This window comes from Actinoplanes sp. NPDC048796 (genome assembly GCF_040650035.1).
Lineage (GTDB): Bacteria > Actinomycetota > Actinomycetes > Mycobacteriales > Micromonosporaceae > Actinoplanes.
The window spans coordinates 17,288-32,413 of record NZ_JBEZGO010000023.1 but is presented as its reverse complement, the minus strand read 5'-3'; the positions used below and the strand labels follow the sequence as shown (position 1 = coordinate 32,413).

Annotated in this window: 14 protein-coding genes; 8 read left to right on the top strand and 6 right to left on the bottom strand. The window is 70.8% G+C overall.

Translation table 11 applies throughout. The features are described from left to right. Positions 1 to 22: 22 nt before the first annotated feature. Together AB0C26_RS43685 and eccE are read right to left on the bottom strand one after the other, a co-directional pair. Positions 23 to 403, bottom strand: coding sequence for a phage holin family protein (locus AB0C26_RS43685; RefSeq protein WP_360260478.1), 381 nt, complete (start codon positions 401 to 403; stop codon positions 23 to 25). A 93-nt stretch (positions 404 to 496) separates the two neighbouring features. Next, positions 497 to 2,350, bottom strand: coding sequence for a type VII secretion protein EccE (gene eccE / locus AB0C26_RS43680; RefSeq protein WP_360260476.1), 1,854 nt, complete (start codon positions 2,348 to 2,350; stop codon positions 497 to 499). Positions 2,351 to 2,566: 216 nt separating this feature from the next. On the opposite strand from eccE, the gene AB0C26_RS43675 reads away from it, so the two are divergent. The 4 genes from AB0C26_RS43675 (at position 2,567) to AB0C26_RS43660 (ending at position 7,070) form a co-directional block, all read left to right on the top strand. After that, entirely contained in the window at positions 2,567 to 2,956 is a 390-nt protein-coding gene (locus tag AB0C26_RS43675) for a WXG100 family type VII secretion target (protein WP_360260474.1), read from the top strand. 14 nt (positions 2,957 to 2,970) lie between these two features. Further along, entirely contained in the window at positions 2,971 to 3,267 is a 297-nt protein-coding gene (locus tag AB0C26_RS43670; RefSeq protein WP_360260472.1) for a WXG100 family type VII secretion target, read from the top strand. 309 nt (positions 3,268 to 3,576) lie between these two features. After that, a complete protein-coding gene (locus AB0C26_RS43665) occupies positions 3,577 to 6,708 on the top strand; it encodes an SseB family protein (protein WP_360260469.1) in 3,132 nt (1,043 codons plus the stop codon). Further along, positions 6,705 to 7,070, top strand: coding sequence for a hypothetical protein (locus tag AB0C26_RS43660; protein WP_360260467.1), 366 nt, complete (start codon positions 6,705 to 6,707; stop codon positions 7,068 to 7,070). Before AB0C26_RS43665 ends, AB0C26_RS43660 begins: the two co-directional genes overlap by 4 nt. Here the strand turns inward: AB0C26_RS43660 and AB0C26_RS43655 are convergent. The 3 genes from AB0C26_RS43655 to acs form a co-directional block, all read right to left on the bottom strand. Next, positions 7,067 to 7,990: an alpha/beta hydrolase gene (locus AB0C26_RS43655; protein WP_360260465.1), complete on the bottom strand. Its 924-nt coding sequence runs from the start codon at positions 7,988 to 7,990 to the stop codon at positions 7,067 to 7,069. The two genes, AB0C26_RS43660 and AB0C26_RS43655, sit on opposite strands and share 4 nt — an antisense overlap. A 23-nt stretch (positions 7,991 to 8,013) precedes the next feature. Beyond that, positions 8,014 to 8,544: a hypothetical protein gene (locus AB0C26_RS43650; RefSeq protein ID WP_360260463.1), complete on the bottom strand. Its 531-nt coding sequence runs from the start codon at positions 8,542 to 8,544 to the stop codon at positions 8,014 to 8,016. A 64-nt stretch (positions 8,545 to 8,608) separates the two neighbouring features. Beyond that, positions 8,609 to 10,600, bottom strand: a complete 1,992-nt coding sequence (gene acs / locus AB0C26_RS43645) for an acetate--CoA ligase (protein WP_360260460.1) — start codon at positions 10,598 to 10,600, stop codon at positions 8,609 to 8,611. Between the two features lie 201 nt (positions 10,601 to 10,801). Between acs and AB0C26_RS43640 the strand changes: the two genes are divergently transcribed. The 4 genes from AB0C26_RS43640 to AB0C26_RS43625 all read left to right on the top strand — a co-directional run bounded on the left by AB0C26_RS43640 (position 10,802) and on the right by AB0C26_RS43625 (position 13,879). Then, positions 10,802 to 11,533 (top strand): oxidoreductase, encoded by a 732-nt coding sequence (locus AB0C26_RS43640; RefSeq protein ID WP_360260457.1) that lies wholly within the window; start codon positions 10,802 to 10,804, stop codon positions 11,531 to 11,533. 60 nt (positions 11,534 to 11,593) lie between these two features. Beyond that, complete coding sequence (locus tag AB0C26_RS43635; protein WP_360260455.1) at positions 11,594 to 12,073, top strand: PH domain-containing protein; 480 nt, start codon at positions 11,594 to 11,596, stop codon at positions 12,071 to 12,073. 634 nt (positions 12,074 to 12,707) lie between these two features. After that, a complete protein-coding gene (locus tag AB0C26_RS43630; protein ID WP_360260453.1) occupies positions 12,708 to 13,274 on the top strand; it encodes a TetR/AcrR family transcriptional regulator in 567 nt (188 codons plus the stop codon). Positions 13,275 to 13,411: 137 nt separating this feature from the next. Beyond that, a complete protein-coding gene (locus tag AB0C26_RS43625) occupies positions 13,412 to 13,879 on the top strand; it encodes a nuclear transport factor 2 family protein (protein WP_360260450.1) in 468 nt (155 codons plus the stop codon). A 142-nt stretch (positions 13,880 to 14,021) separates the two neighbouring features. Here the strand turns inward: AB0C26_RS43625 and AB0C26_RS43620 are convergent, their stop codons facing one another. After that, the gene (locus tag AB0C26_RS43620; RefSeq protein ID WP_360260637.1) at positions 14,022 to 14,819 is read right to left on the bottom strand and encodes an HAD-IB family hydrolase; all 798 of its coding nucleotides are present in this window, start codon (positions 14,817 to 14,819) and stop codon (positions 14,022 to 14,024) included. Positions 14,820 to 15,126: the final 307 nt, after the last annotated feature.

Below are 15,126 nucleotides of genomic sequence, written 5' to 3'. Positions count from 1 at the left end.
CCGCCACCGGAATCCCAGGGTTCTAGTCGTCGCCGTCGGGAACGAGCATGTTGAGCAGCCAGCTCACGACGCCGACGAGCAGGGCGCCGAGGACCGCGCTCGGCCAGAAGTCGTCGACGTGGAACGGCAGGTCGAACTGGCCGGCGATCCAGCTGGTCAGCAGGAACAGCAGCCCGTTGACCACCAGCGCGATCAGGCCGAGCGTAAGAACGTAGAGTCCGCACCCCACGATCTTGATGATCGGCCGCAGGACTGCGTTTACCACGCCGAAGATGACCGCCACGATCAGCAGCGTCACGACCTTCTGGGACGTGGAGTCGGTCGTCAGCTCGATGCCGTCGATCAGCACGGTCGCCAGCCACAGCGAGAACGCGGTGATCAAAAGCCGGATGATGAGGCCCATGGCCCGGAATCGTGCCACGCCCGCGCCACCAGGCACGACACCACACACCGATCTTGTCGATGTCGTTGACGAAGATCTCCCCTATATCGGCCGTCAGCGGCCCGGCGGGCCGACCAGCTGGGTCTCGATGGGGGTGTGGGCGAGGGCGGCCCACCGGACGGCCCGTCGGTTGACCACGCCCACCATGTCGGGCCGGATGCGGGTCATCCACTGGGCCACCTCGCCCAGGCCCAGCGCCCCGCCGATCAGGGTGGCCTCGTCGGGGCGGAGCGGCTGGAGGATGAGCAGGTCGGCGCGGGAGGCCACGTCGACGTCGGCGGCCGAGAACTCGTCGCGGACGACCAGCGTGGCCTGCCAGCCGGCGCCGGGCCGGTTGTCGGAGCCGACCGGGCCGATGTCGACGACGACCAGCAGGGGCTGAAGGGCCGAGCCGGGGGCGATCTCGACGGGCCGCCCGGGCGGCACGACCGCGATCGACTCGCCGGGGACGGCGGCACCGCGGACGAACGGCTCCCAGGCCCGTGGCCGGGCCGTCTGGACCATGACCCGCGCGCCCAGGGCCATCGCCCGCAGAACGACCAGCTGGGCGCAGCGGACCCCGCCGACCAGCAGCACGCGGGTCTGGTCGGGACGGAACAGCCGGGCCACCACCGGGTTGCCGTGCCGGTTGCGGCCGAGCATCAGGCCGGACGCGCCGACCGGCAGATCAAGGCCCTCGAGCTGCTCGGCCGGCTGGACGCCGTCGGGCGGCAGACCCGGCACGACCGACGGCGTGCCGCCCAGCGGGAGCGTCGCGGACAGGCCGGACAGGTGCTCGCCGTCGAGCCGCCGGACACCGGCCCGCTCGGCCGCGACCAGCTTGTGCAGGGCCTGGGTGGCGGCGCCGAGCGCGTTGGCGTCGGGGGCGGCGAGCCGGATCGTGAGGTCGAGCGGGGTCGGACCGTGCGCCGGCCGCGGACCGGCCGTCAGCGACACCGTGGTGGCCGAGGCCGGCAACGTGAGCAGCCGGGACACCAGCCGGCGGGACGTCTCGACGCGAGGGTCGGGCCATCGGCGGAGCTGGAAGGTGCTCTGCGCGAGCCCGCCGACCCGCAGGCCGGGCCACGTCTCCTGAGCCCGGTCGGCGCCGTCGTCGTGCGCCAGCTCGGCGATCACCCGCATCGCAGCGGCCTCGCCGAGCGGCCGGGCGGGCACCGCGGACAGCCGCCGGACGAGCTTGCGCACCAGGCCGGACAGGGAACGGTGCAGCTCGTCGGGCGCCCAGCCCTCGGCGCGCAAGAGCCGGACGGCGAGCAGGGCGCGGCTGTGCCCGAGCAGGCGGCCCTCGGTGAGCTGACGGTACGAGTTGGCCGGGGTGCCGGCGCCGGCCCGCAACGACGGCGCCGGGGCGCCGGTCAGCACCAGCTGGATCAGAACCGGCGGCAGCTCCGCCCCGGCCGACGGCAGCAGCGAGGCGGGGGAGGGCAGCGCCGCCGACTCCTCGGCCAGCAGCCCGGCCGGATCGCCGAGCTCGAGCACGGCGGTCAGCCCGTGACCGTCCACAATGATTGCCGCCGGGTCGCCGGCCAGATCGGTCTGTTCCACGCGCGCCCCGGGCGCGACGAACTCGAGCAGCGCGGCCGGCGAGGTCGCGGCGGCCGCCGAATGCCGCCGGCCGCCGAAGCGGAGCATCACGCCGAACCACTCGAACAACCAGCGCCGGCGCAGTCTCAACCAGGTGACCGCCAAGAGGAGCAGGGCGACGGCGACACCCGCCACAAGGCCGATCGGCCCGTTCAGCGCGCCGATCACGATCGCCACCGCGGCCACCTGAGTGGCGACGAGCTGACCGGCTCTGACGCCCAACAGCCGTCCACCCCGGACCGGGCCGTTGCTGACCTTGGGTGACGGCCGGGCCGGTCCACTGAGGTCGCGGTAGTCGCGTTCCCCCGCCACACCAACCGTCATGTCACACCGCCCCTCGCGCCGCATTCCTGCTTGTGCGGGCCCATCGTATGGGCATCGGCCCACCCCGGGGCGCCCTGTGGACAGAGCTGGGTTATCCACAGGTTCCGATTCCGAGCTTTCTCGTCTTGACGAACTTCGCTACGGTCGGCGACGTACCTGAAGAGTAATCGGCCGCTCACGGCATGCCCCAACGGCTTGTTTTCCGGGGCTAGCCTGGTGGCCACCGTCGATACGTCAACGGATCTCGGCGATCGGCGAACCGAACGAGAGAGCGGGGTGACGTCCGGGGTGGCCCAGACGCAGGCAGAATCCGCGGTGATGGCGAAGACCGCCGCGAACTTCGACGACGTGAACGCGGGGCTCCAGCAGATGCTGAGCACGCTCATGTCCGAGCTTTCCGTGCTGAGCAGCGCGTGGAAGGGTCTCGGCGCGGCCGCGTTCGAGCAGGTCAAGGTGCAGTACGCGGAAGACCTCAAGAAGCTCAACGCGGCACTCGCGCAGACCGCCGATTCGATCAAGGTGTCCGGCGTCGGCTACGACACCTCCGACACCGAGGCCCAGAGCCGGGTGGCCAACTCCGGCGGCAGCTTCCAGCTGCCGCTCTGACGGGGAGAGAAGACATGCCCAACGACGGAGTTCTGCTCGTCAACTTCGGCGCCCTCCAGAACGCCAGCGCCGACATCCAGAAGGCGATCAGCACGCTGCAGTCCCGGCTCGACCAGCTCGAGAGCAACGCCGCTCCGCTGGTGGCCACGTGGGAGGGCGAGGCCAAGGAGGCGTACGCGCAGCGGCAGGCCACGTGGCGCGCGGCGTCCGCCGACCTGCAGAGCATCCTGCAGAACATCAAGGTGGCCGTCGACCAGTCGGTCGACGACTACATCCACACCGAGAAGGCGGCGACTCAGCGCTTCCAGTGAGCGCCGATTTATCCCGCGGCGGCCGGGCAGTCGACAGTGACTGCGCCGGCCGTTCCCTTTAGTCCGTTCTTGCGAGACTTGGTGTCCCCCGAACGCGTACTGGCCGAAAAGTCCGATGACGCTACTATCGGTTGTCGGCTGGTTGCTGCCGGCTACTGATCAAGGCGCATCGGAGACCTTCCGAGCGCGTGCCGAGGGCGTCGTACACCTGCTTTACTTCTCCGCGTACTGCCGCCCATTGTGATCGCGGCCTGACCTTGTAGGTTGTACGCGTTGAGATGGCCTCGTCGCGCGTGGGGAGAGGTGGACGTGTCCGAGTGGGAGCCGGCTACGGACGCCGAGGTCGCGATGCGCGATGCGTTGCGCACCGACGACCAGGAGTCGTACTTCCGCATTCTCTCCGGGGTTGACCTGCTGTTGCCGGTCTCGGCCGACGCCCTCGCGGGCCTCGCGCCGCTCGGCTGGGGCACCTGGAGCACAGGCGGGCGCACCCATGTGCTCGCTTTCACGTCGACCGCCGCGTTGCAGGCCTGCCTGGCCGACTACACGGGCTCGGCCCGGCGCGTTCCGTACCAGGAGCTTGCCAACACCTGGCCCAACCTCGAGTGGTGGCTCGCGGTCAACCCCGGCCTGCCGATCGAGGGCTACCTGCCGGCATGGTTCGTCGCCCAGCTCTCCCGGGGCGACCTGAGGCTGCCCACTCGCGGGCCGGGCCGTGAGGCGACCCCGGCGTCGGCCAAGATGCAGGACCTTCAGGCCGCCGCCCTCGCCGCCAACGCGGCCGCCACCGGCCAGGAGGAGGCCGCCCGCCCGGGTGGGCCGACCACCGACGCGGCGCCGGTTCCGGCGACGGCGGCCTACCCGCAGTATCCGTCCTCGGTCGCCCCGCCCAGCGCGTACGGCCAGGCGGCCAGCGCGGCCTACGGCGAGGGGAACACGCCTTACGGCCAGCCCGTGAGCACCCCGCCGGCGTACGAACCGCCGGGACAGCCCGCGCCCAGCGCACCCGCCGCCTACGGCCAGGCCGCCGGTGCGGCCCCGGCGTACGGGCAGCCGTACGGCGGAGCAGCCAGCCCGGCCGCGCCCGGTTTCGGCCAGCCGTCCAACCCGGCCGCGCCCGGTTTCGGTCAGCCGTCCAGTCCGGCCGCGCCCGGTTTCGGTCAGCCGTCCAGTCCGGCCGCGCCCGGCTTCGGTCAGCCGGGTAGCCCCGCCGCGCCTTCTTATGGGCGACCCGTCAGCCCGGCCGCCACACCGATCAGCGCGCCCCCGGTCAGCGGTCCAGGCGGAGCGTACGCCGGTCAGCCGGATGCCTACTCCCGGTCCGCCGGCCAGCAGCCGCCCGCCGCCCTTCCCTCCCGCACCCAGCCGCCGACCGCCCAGCCGCCGACCGCCCAGCCGCCGACCGCTCAGCCGCCGGCAGCTCAGCCGCCGGCCCTTCAGCCGGCCGGGCCCTCCAGTGCCGAGCCGATCGGACCCGGTGGTCTCCCGATCCGTACCCCCGGCAGCGTGATGCCCAGCGGCCTGCCCGCTCGCACGCCGTCCTCGGCCTCGTCCGGTCCCGCGTCCGCGGCCCCGCTTGCTCCGCCGATGGCGCCGCCGCCGGCGACACCTCCCCGGCCGGCCTCCGCGGCCCCCTTGGCTCCGCCGCCCACCGTGCCCTCGGCCTACCAGCCGCCGTCCATCCCGATCGCCCCGGCGTCCGGGATCCCGTCCTCGGGCATTCCGGCGTCGAGCGTTCCCGCTTCCGGCATCCCGTCGTCGAGCATTCCCTCCTCGAGCATTCCGGCTTCGGGCATCCCGGCTTCGGGCATCCCGGCTTCGGGCATCCCGGCCTCCGGAATCCCGGCCTCCGGGCCGCCGTCGACGCCCACGCTCGGTGGCGCGTTCGGCGCTCTCGGGAGCCGCCGGTCGGCCCCGCCGAGCGACCTCCAGGACCCCAACGCCCCGCTCCCGGTGCGCAACCCCGGCGCCAACACCCCGCCCGTGCCCGAGCACTTCGTGCCGAGCGACCCCGCCGAGAGCACCTTCGACCCCGGCTGGGCCCAGCCCACCGTGGCCACCCCCGCCGGCGGTCTGCCCCGGCGCACCGTCACCCCTCCCGCCGACGAGCAGCGTGGCGGTTTCCCGCAGGGTCCGGCCTCCCCGCAGGCCGCCGCCGTGCAGCAGACCAGCCCCGCCGTACGGCAGACCAGCCCCGCTCAGCCGGGTGGGCTCGGCGATCAGCCGGGCAGCGAGCCCGGCCGCGGCTTCGGCACCCCGCTGCCCCGCCGCCAGGCCACCTCGCCGTCGGCCGGGCCGCCTCCCTCCATGACGTCGTTCCCCGCGTTCCAGACGCGCTCCGACGCCGCCCGGGCCGAGGCCCCCGCCGAGCGTCTGGCCCCGCCGGTCATTCCCGGTTCTCCGGGCAACGACCGCCTGGCCCGGCCCGGCGGTCAGCCCGCCCCGGCCGCTCCCTCGTACGGCACCCCTCCGCCGGTCGAGCCTTTCGTTCCGGCCAACGACGTCGAGCGGGAGCTCTTCGACGCCGCCGGCGGTGGCAGCACCGACGCTTTCCTCTCCACCCTGCTGCTCGCCACCGTTCTCGTTCCGGTCGCCGACCACTCCCGCCCGGGCAGCGCGCCCGGTGAGTCCGGTTTCGCCTTCCGTACCGAGCAGATGGACGGCGAGGCCTTCCTCATTGTCTTCACCAGCAAGGATCGGCTGGCCGAGCACTACGCCCAGCCCACGCGTACGGTCGGGGTCCGGTTCTACGAGCTGATCCGCAACTGGCCCGACCCGGCCTGGTCGTTCGCCGTCAACCCGAACAGCCCGATCGGCGCCAAGTACCCCGGCCCGCAGGTCATCGCCCTGGCCAACTGGGCCGCCGACGCCGGACTGGGCACCGACCCGGACGCGCCCCTGGCCGAGGACGCGGCTTCTCCCGTGCCCGCGCCCGAGCCGGCCAGCGACGACGCCCAGCACGCGACCGTCATGCAGAAGACGCTTCCGCCCGACCAGGTCGACTACTACCTGGAGCGGGGTTACGACCGGGTGGCCGGCTTCGTGCACCGGGCGACCGAGGTGGAGCACCTGCGTACGCCCGGCGAGCTCTTCGCGGCCCTGGGGCTCAGCTATGACGGCTCCCAGCATCAGCCGGACGCGAAGGAGGCGTTCGTGCTGCGCTGGCCCGCGTACCGGCCGAGCCTCTACCGGATCCCCTACGGCGGCCAGAACGAGCAGGCGCTGCGCGCCATGGACGGCTGGGTGATCGAGCGGGCGCCGTTCCGGGGTAACGGGTTCGCCCCGGGCGAGGGCCGCGACGTGATCGCGGAGTTCAAGGTGGACAGTGTGCGGCTGCCGCACGGCTCGCAGCTGTGGCGGATCGACGCCGACGGCAACGAGCGCATGGTGGCGATCTTCGACAACGACGGACCGCTGTGGCGCCGGGTTGGTGAGCAGTGATGCGCGACGGGTATGTGGCTACCTGGCAGGGCCGGGAGTACGACGCGGTGCCGGACGGCGACAACGTCCGGATCTACCGCACCGAGCCGGCGGACGGCTTCGAGGAGGTTCGGCCCGGCCGGTACGTGCGGGTGCTGACCCCCAGCGAGTACGAAGAGCTGGTCTACGTGCGAACGACCTGTTCGTGGCGGGGCGCGCCGTTCATCGTGCTGGCCGAGACCGATTCGTGGCTTCGGGTGGAGTACGCGGGTGGCCGCGCCCCGATCGCCCGCCAGCTCGGCCTCGAGGAGTTCGACTTCGGCGTCTACCAGGGCTGGGCGCCGATACACGAGGTCTCCGAGCTGCACGAGCAGCGCATCTAGCTGGTCTTGGCCCAGCGGAGGACTTCGCCGGTGACCACGTCGGTCGCCTCCTGGTGCAGGAAGTGGCCGGCGTCGGGGATCAAACGCCACTCGTACGGGGCGATGACGTACCGCCCCGAGCCCTGAGCCGTGCGCGGGAGCGTCGCCGTGTCGAGCTCGCCGTGCAGCTGCAACGTCGGGGTGATCAGCGGTTTCTGCATGAGTTTCACGAAGCGGTAGCCCTGCAGCCGGATCGCGCTGCGGAAGACCCAGCGGTACGCCTCGAGCGCGCAGAACGCCGCCTGCGGGATCTGCATGGCCTCGCGACATCGGCGTACGTAGTCGTCGAACTCGGGTGTCTCTCTCCACTGGGGACCGGTCCAGCGGGTCATCAGTTCGCCCACCATCGCCGCGTCGTCGCGGGTGAGCACGTGCTCGTAGCGGGGCACCTGGAAGCGCAGCGCCGACGTGGAGGCGGAGAGCTGGCCGCGCGGGTCGGCGAACAGCGCCGCCCGCAACCGCAGCGGATGGGCCGCACCGAGCACGACCAGGCGGTTGACCAGTTTGGGGTGGAACGCTGCGGCGGCCCAGGCGATCATGCCGCCGGCGCCGGCTCCCACGATTGTCGCGTTCCGCTCGCCGAGGGCGCGGATCGTGCCGGTGACGTCGGCCGCCATGGTGTAGCCGTCGTAGCCGCGCGGCGGCTTGTCACTCGCGCCGTAGCCGCGCAGGTCCATCGCGACGGCCCGGAAACCGGCGTCGGCGACCCGGGGCAGGATGTCGTGCCAGGCCCACCAGAACTCCGGGAAGCCGTGCAGGAACAGCACCAGCGGGCCGGTGCCGGCCTCGACGACGTGGAAGCGGCTGCCGTTGGCGCCGACGAATCGATGTGTCCATGGGCCGTCCACCAGCACGCATGACTCATCTACCCGTCCGCCCATGGCCTCCAGGGTAGGCGCTTGCGTCAGCCGGTCGCGACCATGGCCCGTACGAGCGTGCCGGGCTGGCCTTTGCCGCAGTTGACTTTCGTCGGCCCGGGGTTGACGCGGGCCCGGATCGGGCTGCCCTTGGTGACCGGGACAGCACTGACCGTGTAGAGGCTCCAGGTGGTGCCCGCGTCGTCCTTGACCGTCACGCAGGAGCCGGAGGCGGCCGTGACCGTGCCGTTCACCCAACCCGGCTGGAAGCCGCCGACGTTGGGCACATGCACGCCGGCCGGGCGGCTGGGGGCCGCGGTCCGGGTCGGTGCCTTCGTCGCGGCCGCAGTCGGCTGGACGGCGACGGTAGTGGCCAGAGACGGGACGGGAGCAGGCGCCGAGGTGGTGGGTGCCATCGTGACGGTGGCGGGCGCGCTGCTCGTGGCGGTGGCCGTGGTTGTGAGGGGAGCAGCGGGCGGCGCCGCGGAGACGGGCGGCGTGGAGTCTTTCGAACACCCGCTGAGCACCACTATGCCGAGGGACAGCGCTACCGCCGTACCCCCAAGGACCTTGACCATGGAACCCCCGTGACCGAAGCGCCGCGGCCCGAGAAGGGCCGCGGCGCCACAGCGTAGCGGAAAGTCAGTCCTCCGACTTGGTGCTCTTCATGCCCGACGAGATCAGGTCCATCACCGCGGAGTCCTGCAGCGTGGTGACGTCGCCCAGCGAACGGTGCTCGGCCACGTCCTTCAGCAGGCGGCGCATGATCTTGCCGGAGCGGGTCTTGGGCAGCTCGGGCACGAGCATGATCTGGCGCGGCTTGGCGATCGGGCCGAGCGTCTTGGCCACGTGGTTGCGCAGGTCGACGTTGAGCTTCTCGCCCGCGTCGCCGTCGGTGTCCACATTGCCCCGCGGGATCACGAACGCCACGATCGCCTGGCCGGTCGTCGGGTCGGTCGCGCCGACCACCGCCGCCTCGGCGACCGACGGGTGCGACACCAGGGCCGACTCGACCTCGGTGGTGGAGATGTTGTGTCCCGAGATCAGCATGACGTCGTCGACCCGGCCCAGCAGCCAGATCGCGCCGTCGTCGTCCTTCTTGGCCCCGTCACCGGCGAAGTAGATCCACTCGTCGGAGGAGCCCGAGCCGGACCCGGCGCCGAAACGCGACCAGTACGTGTCGATGAACCGCTTGTCGTCGCCCCAGATCGTGCGCAGCATCGACGGCCACGGGTCGCGCAGCACCAGGAAGCCGCCGCCACCGTTCGGCACCGACTGGGCCTGGTCGTCGACGACGTCGGCCGTGATGCCGGGCAGCGCGGTCATCGCCGAGCCGGGCTTCGTCGCCGTCACACCGGGCAGCGGCGAGATCATGACGCCGCCGGTCTCGGTCTGCCACCAGGTGTCGACGACCGGGGTCCGGTCGTGGCCGATGTTCTTGCGGTACCACATCCAGGCCTCGGGGTTGATCGGCTCACCGACGCTGCCCAGGATGCGCAGCGACGACAGGTCGTAGCCGGCCGGGATGTCGTCGCCCCACTTCATCATCGTGCGGATGAGCGTGGGCGCGGTGTAGAGGATCGACACCTTGTACTTGTCGACGATCTGCCAGAACCGGTCGCGGCCCGGGGTGTCCGGCGTGCCCTCGTACATGACCTGGGTGGCGCCGTTGGAGAGCGGGCCGTAGACGATGTACGAGTGGCCGGTGACCCAGCCGATGTCGGCCGTGCACCAGTAGACGTCGGTCTCCGGCTTGAGGTCGAAGACCGCGTGGTGCGTCCACGACGTCTGGGTCAGGTATCCGCCGGTGGTGTGCAGGATGCCCTTCGGCTTACCGGTCGTGCCCGACGTGTAGAGGATGAAGAGCGGGTGCTCGGAGTCGAACGCCTGCGCCTCGTGCTCGGTGCCGGCCTGCTCGACGGTCTCGTGCCACCACTTGTCCTTGTCGGTCCAGGCGACTTCCTGGCCGGTGCGGCGCACGACGAGCACGTTCTCGATGCTGGGGCACTGAGCGACGGCCTCGTCGACGGTCGGCTTGAGCGCCGACGGCTTGCCGCGCCGGTATCCGCCGTCCGCCGTGATCACGAGCTTGGCGTCGGCGTCCTTGATGCGGGTGGAGAGCGCGTCGACCGAGAAGCCGCCGAAGACCACGCTGTGCGTCGCGCCGATGCGCGCGCAGGCCAGCATCGCCACCGCGGCCTCGGGGATCATCGGCAGGTAGATCGCAACCCGGTCGCCGGCGCCGACACCGAGGCCGGTCAGCGTGTTCGCGGCCTGGCTGACCAGCTTGAGCAGGTCGCTGTAGGTGATCGTGCGGGTGTCGCCGGGCTCGCCCTCCCAGTGGATCGCCACCTTGTCGCCGTTACCGGCCTCGACGTGCCGGTCGACGCAGTTGTAGGCGATGTTCAGCTCGCCGCCCACGAACCACTTGGCGAACGGCGGGTTGGACCAGTCGAGGACCTGGTCCCACTTCTTCGCCCAGGTGAGGCGGTCGGCCTGCGTGGCCCAGAAGCCGAGCCGGTCGGCGGCGGCCTCCTCGTACGCGTCGGCCTTGACGTTGGCGTCGGCGGCCACCTGCTCCGGCGGCGGGAACTGCCGCGTCTCCGATGACAGGTTCGCCAATGTCTCGCTCATGAGGGCGGCTCCTCTTCACTGCTGACCGGGGCTTCTTCGTTGCACATTAGTCAGGCCTGATGTGACCGGCGAGGGTTGCGTCACCCAGCGCGCCGGGTGGCATCATGGGCGCGCTGGATGACCGGCCCTTGATCGGTCCTGCGCGAATCTTGCCAGTTCCGCGCCAATTTGTGCAGCCCAAGTTTCGATACTCTTACCGGCGTGGATCCACTCGCCCCGCTGCTCGAGCTTGCCGACGTCGCCCCCGCCCTCACCGAGGCGCGCGATCGCGTCGACGCCGCCATGCGGCACCGCGCGCTGCGCCGGCACGGCGGTCAGGTGGCGGCCGAGGCCAGTCTGCGTGGTGCCGTGGCCAGCGCCGCCCTCGAGGGCAACGTCCACGACCTCGACGACGTCCGCGGCGGCACGGTCACCGATCCGGTGGTCCAGGGCGCCCTGCGCGTCGCCGAGAGCCTCGGCGGGCTCGTCGACCTCTGGCCCCGGGCGCCCCGTCAGGTCCTGGCCAAGCTGCACGTCCTGGCCGGGCGCGGGGTGGTTCCGGCCGCCGATCTCGGCCGCCTCACCGGCGCCGCCGACCGCGTCGACGCGCTTTCCCGCCTGGTGGCCGGCAACGACCGGACCCCGCCGCTGCTGCTGGCCGCGATCGTCCACGCCGAGCTGATCACGCTGCGGCCGTTCGCCGGGCCGGCCGGCGTCGTGGCCCGCGCCGCCGCCCATCTCACGCTGATCAACCGCGGCTTCGACCCCCGGGGCCTGGTCGCCGTCGAGATCGGCCATCACCGTCGCGAGCCGGAGTACGTCGGTTCGGCCGGCGCCTACGCGACCGGGACACCGGACGGCGTCCGATCATGGCTGCGCCATTACGCCGCAGCTGTCACGGAGGCGGCCGATGAGATCACCAGCATCGGCGATGGGGTTCTCGCCTCCGTCTGATCGGTCAGTCTTTTTCACACACCGCCGGATCATGACAATTCCGCTGGAATACTCGCTCGCGTGGAGACGACCTGGGAGCGCCCCTATACGCCGGGCACGGGACGTTGGCTGGTAATCGGCTGGGAGATCGCTGCATTAGCGTTGCTGGGCTGGACCACGGTCCGCCAATTCGATCTCAGCGGCCACGGCATCCGCGTGCTCGCCGGGGTCCTGGCCGCCGTCTGGGTGCTCGGCGCCTACCGCATCCTCCAGATGGGCGCCTACATCGGCCCGGCCGGCCTGCGCATTCGCGGCCTGCTGCGATCACACACGATGAGCTGGGACGACGTCGCCCACGTGCGCCTGCACAAGGCCACGCACAAGCTCGGCCCGTGGGAGATCGAGAGCGGCCTGACGGTCCTCATCGAGCGCGCCGACGGCTCCACGGTCAACACCGAACTCTGGGCACAGGGCGTCGACTTCCACTCCCGCCCGAAGCTCTTCAAGGCCGTTTATCACGAACTGCGCAACAGGCATCTAGAGGCAAGAAACCCCATTTAGTACGCGTTCTCGAAGAGCCCCGCTTCGTCGCACCGGCTGGGTGCAACTCTTTCTCCTCGCCGACGACCGGCCGGTTCGGTTCTCACTCTCGAAGAAAACCCCGAAAAATAGAGCCGGCGTCCCGCATGGGGCGCCGGCTTTGCGCGTCCGGACCGGGTTATCAAGCGTGCACCTGGGTCGTTGTCGACGGTCCAGAGCCCCGCGGGTCCGCTGTGGGAGCCCGGTGGCCCAGGTCCCGCCGCAACGTGCCTGCCGTGGCTGATCGCGCGTGGGTTCCCGGTGGCCGTGCACGAGATCCGAATTACGGACCTTCCGGGAATCCCGGACCTTCCGCTTCTCACCTCGCCAGTTCTTTCTACGCCCGTCGCGGCTTGATCGCCAGGGTTTCGGGCCCTCCAAGTGGCCGCGGCAAATTACTCAGACCGAAGGCATTCGCGCTGGTCATTGACCTTGTGCCCGAGTGGTTGGTGAGTCCCGCGGTACCTCTCGGGGATGGCGAATCTTCTTGACGGCCTCCGCTTGACTCTGTACCATTCGGTACACTGCGCTTCGACGAGTTTCGAGGCGCTCTCTGCTGCGGCCTCGCGGATCGTGGGCCGTCTGATCTCTTCGATCTCGCTGGGCGGGGGCTGTAATGCCGCGGACTCTTCTCGATCGTTCGGATGCCGTTCTGGCCCTCGCCGGTGTCTTCCGGCGCAGGGGGTTCGAGGGCGCTTCGCTGTCGGTCATCCAGCAAGAGACCGGCATGGGGCGTGGCAGCCTCTACCACTTCTTCCCTGAGGGGAAGACGGACATGGGGCGGGCGGTGCTCGCCGAGGTGCAGGCGTGGTTCGAGGAGCAGGTGTTCGAGCCGCTGCGCGCCTCCGAAGACGCGGACAGCGCCGTGGTGAAGATGGCGCGGACGGTGGAGGAGTACTTCCTCTCCCGCCAGCGGGTGTGCTTGTTTGCCGTGATGGCTCTGGGTGGGGAGCGGGAGACCTACGCCGAGGCGGTTCGGATCTACTTCTCCGACTGGGTCGGGCTGCTGGCTCAGGCGCTGGGCCGCGGCGGGATCGCGGAGCAGGACGCGGCCGATCTGGCGATGGACGCGGTCGCGACGATTCAGGGCGGGCTGATCCTGGCGCGTGCTCTTGACGACGATGCCGTGGTGGTCGGGACCGTGGCTCGCGTAGAGCGCCGCTTGCGCGACGCCCTGCCCTGACCCCTCGTCCACGAGGTGTCCTGGGGCACCCCTAAGGCAGGTCACGGCGCTGCCTGTTGACACCCCTGCTCCGCGTCTGTACTTTTCAGTACAGGCAGTACCGATCGGTACAGCTCCACTCTGAAAGGTGTGACACCATGTCGCGTCCGCCCCTGCCGCCGTTCACCGCCGCCACCGCCGCCATCAAGGCGCGCGCCGCCGAGGACGCTTGGAACACCCGCGACCCCGAGCGCATCTCCCTCGCCTACAGCGAGGACAGCTGGTGGCGTAACCGCTCGACCTTCGTGCAGGGCCGCGCCGCCATCGTCGACTTCCTCGCCGGCAAGTGGGAACGTGAACTCGACTACCGGCTCATCAAGGAAGTCTGGGCCTACACCGGCGATGTCATCGCCGTGCGCTTCGCGTACGAGTACCACAACGCCGAGGGCCAGTGGTTCCGCGCCTACGGCAACGAGAACTGGCGCTTCGATGAGGAAGGGCTCATGACCCACCGTCACGCGAGCATCAACGACGTCGCGATCGAGGAGTCCGAGCGCAAGTTCTTCTGGGACAACTCCGGCCCCCGCCCGGCCGACCACCCCGGCCTGAGCGAACTCGGACTGTAACGGCGCCAACCGTCCTCGGCCGAGCCGGGACAGCCCGGCGGCCGGGCGCGGAGAACGAGCCGCGACAAGCGGCCCCTGTCGTATCGGGTCGCCGGCCCGACGGTGGATTCGACGAGTGGGGGCCGCGCGACTCCGTACAGAATCAGGCCAAGGCTTTGGTGCGCCGATGGCGTGCGTAGATCGCGATGCCGATACCGACGCCGACGCCGACGCTGAGAGCGGCGGCGACCGGAACCGCCGGCCGATCGCGCAGGCGCCGGCTCAGCGGGATGGGATGCCGGAATTCGAGGATCGGCCAGGCGTTCTCGACGGCCGCGCGACGCAGGGCGCGATCGGGATTGACGGCGCTGGGATGGCCGACCGCCTCGAGCATCGGCAGGTCGGTGACCGAATCGGAATAGGCATAACACTCGGCCAGGTCGTAACCGCGCTCGGCGGCCAGCTCGCGGATGCCGACGACCTTGCTCGGGCCGGCGGCGTAGAACTCGACCTCGCCGCTGTAACGGCCGTCGACGATGCTCATCCGCGTCGCGATGACGTCGGTGATGCCGAGCAGCGCCCCGATCGGGCGGACCATCTCGTCGCCCGAGGCGGAGACCAGCACGACGTCGCGCCCGGCCGCCTGATGCTCGGCGATCAGCGTCGCGGCCTCGGCGTAGACGTAAGGGTTGATGAGCTCCTCGAGCGTTTCCGCGACGATCTGCTGCAACTGCTCGACGCGCCAGCCCTTGGACAGCGCCGCGAGGTAGTCCCGCGTGCGGCTCATGGTCTGCTCGTCGGAGCCGCCGCCCAGCCGGAACATGAGCTGTGCGTAAGCGGATTTGACGACGTCACGGCGGCTGATCAGGCCATCACGGTAGAAAGGCCGTCCGAAGGCCAGCGCGCTGGACTTGGCGATGACGGTCTTGTCGAGGTCGAAAAACGCGGCACTGAGGCCCACGGGCGGCAAGTGTAGCCGTACCGGGCCGTGGTTCGCGGCCCTCGGCGCGTCGATGCCTCGATGGTGACGCGCTGTGAAAACGGTCAGACAGGCAGGCTTATCCCACTCGGGCACAATCGGTACTCGACTGCGATGCTTCCGTGAGGCATGCTTGTGCTGTTGCGATCGGGATTCACGTTGCCAGGGTCGCGCTCTTCTACTCAGGCCCTCGGTGATTACGCCCCCCGTAATCACCGAGCGATTCGGCTCGACCCCCCCGGAGCCGAATCCTCGGACGGCCCCCGTCTCCCCCGACGGGGGTCGTTCC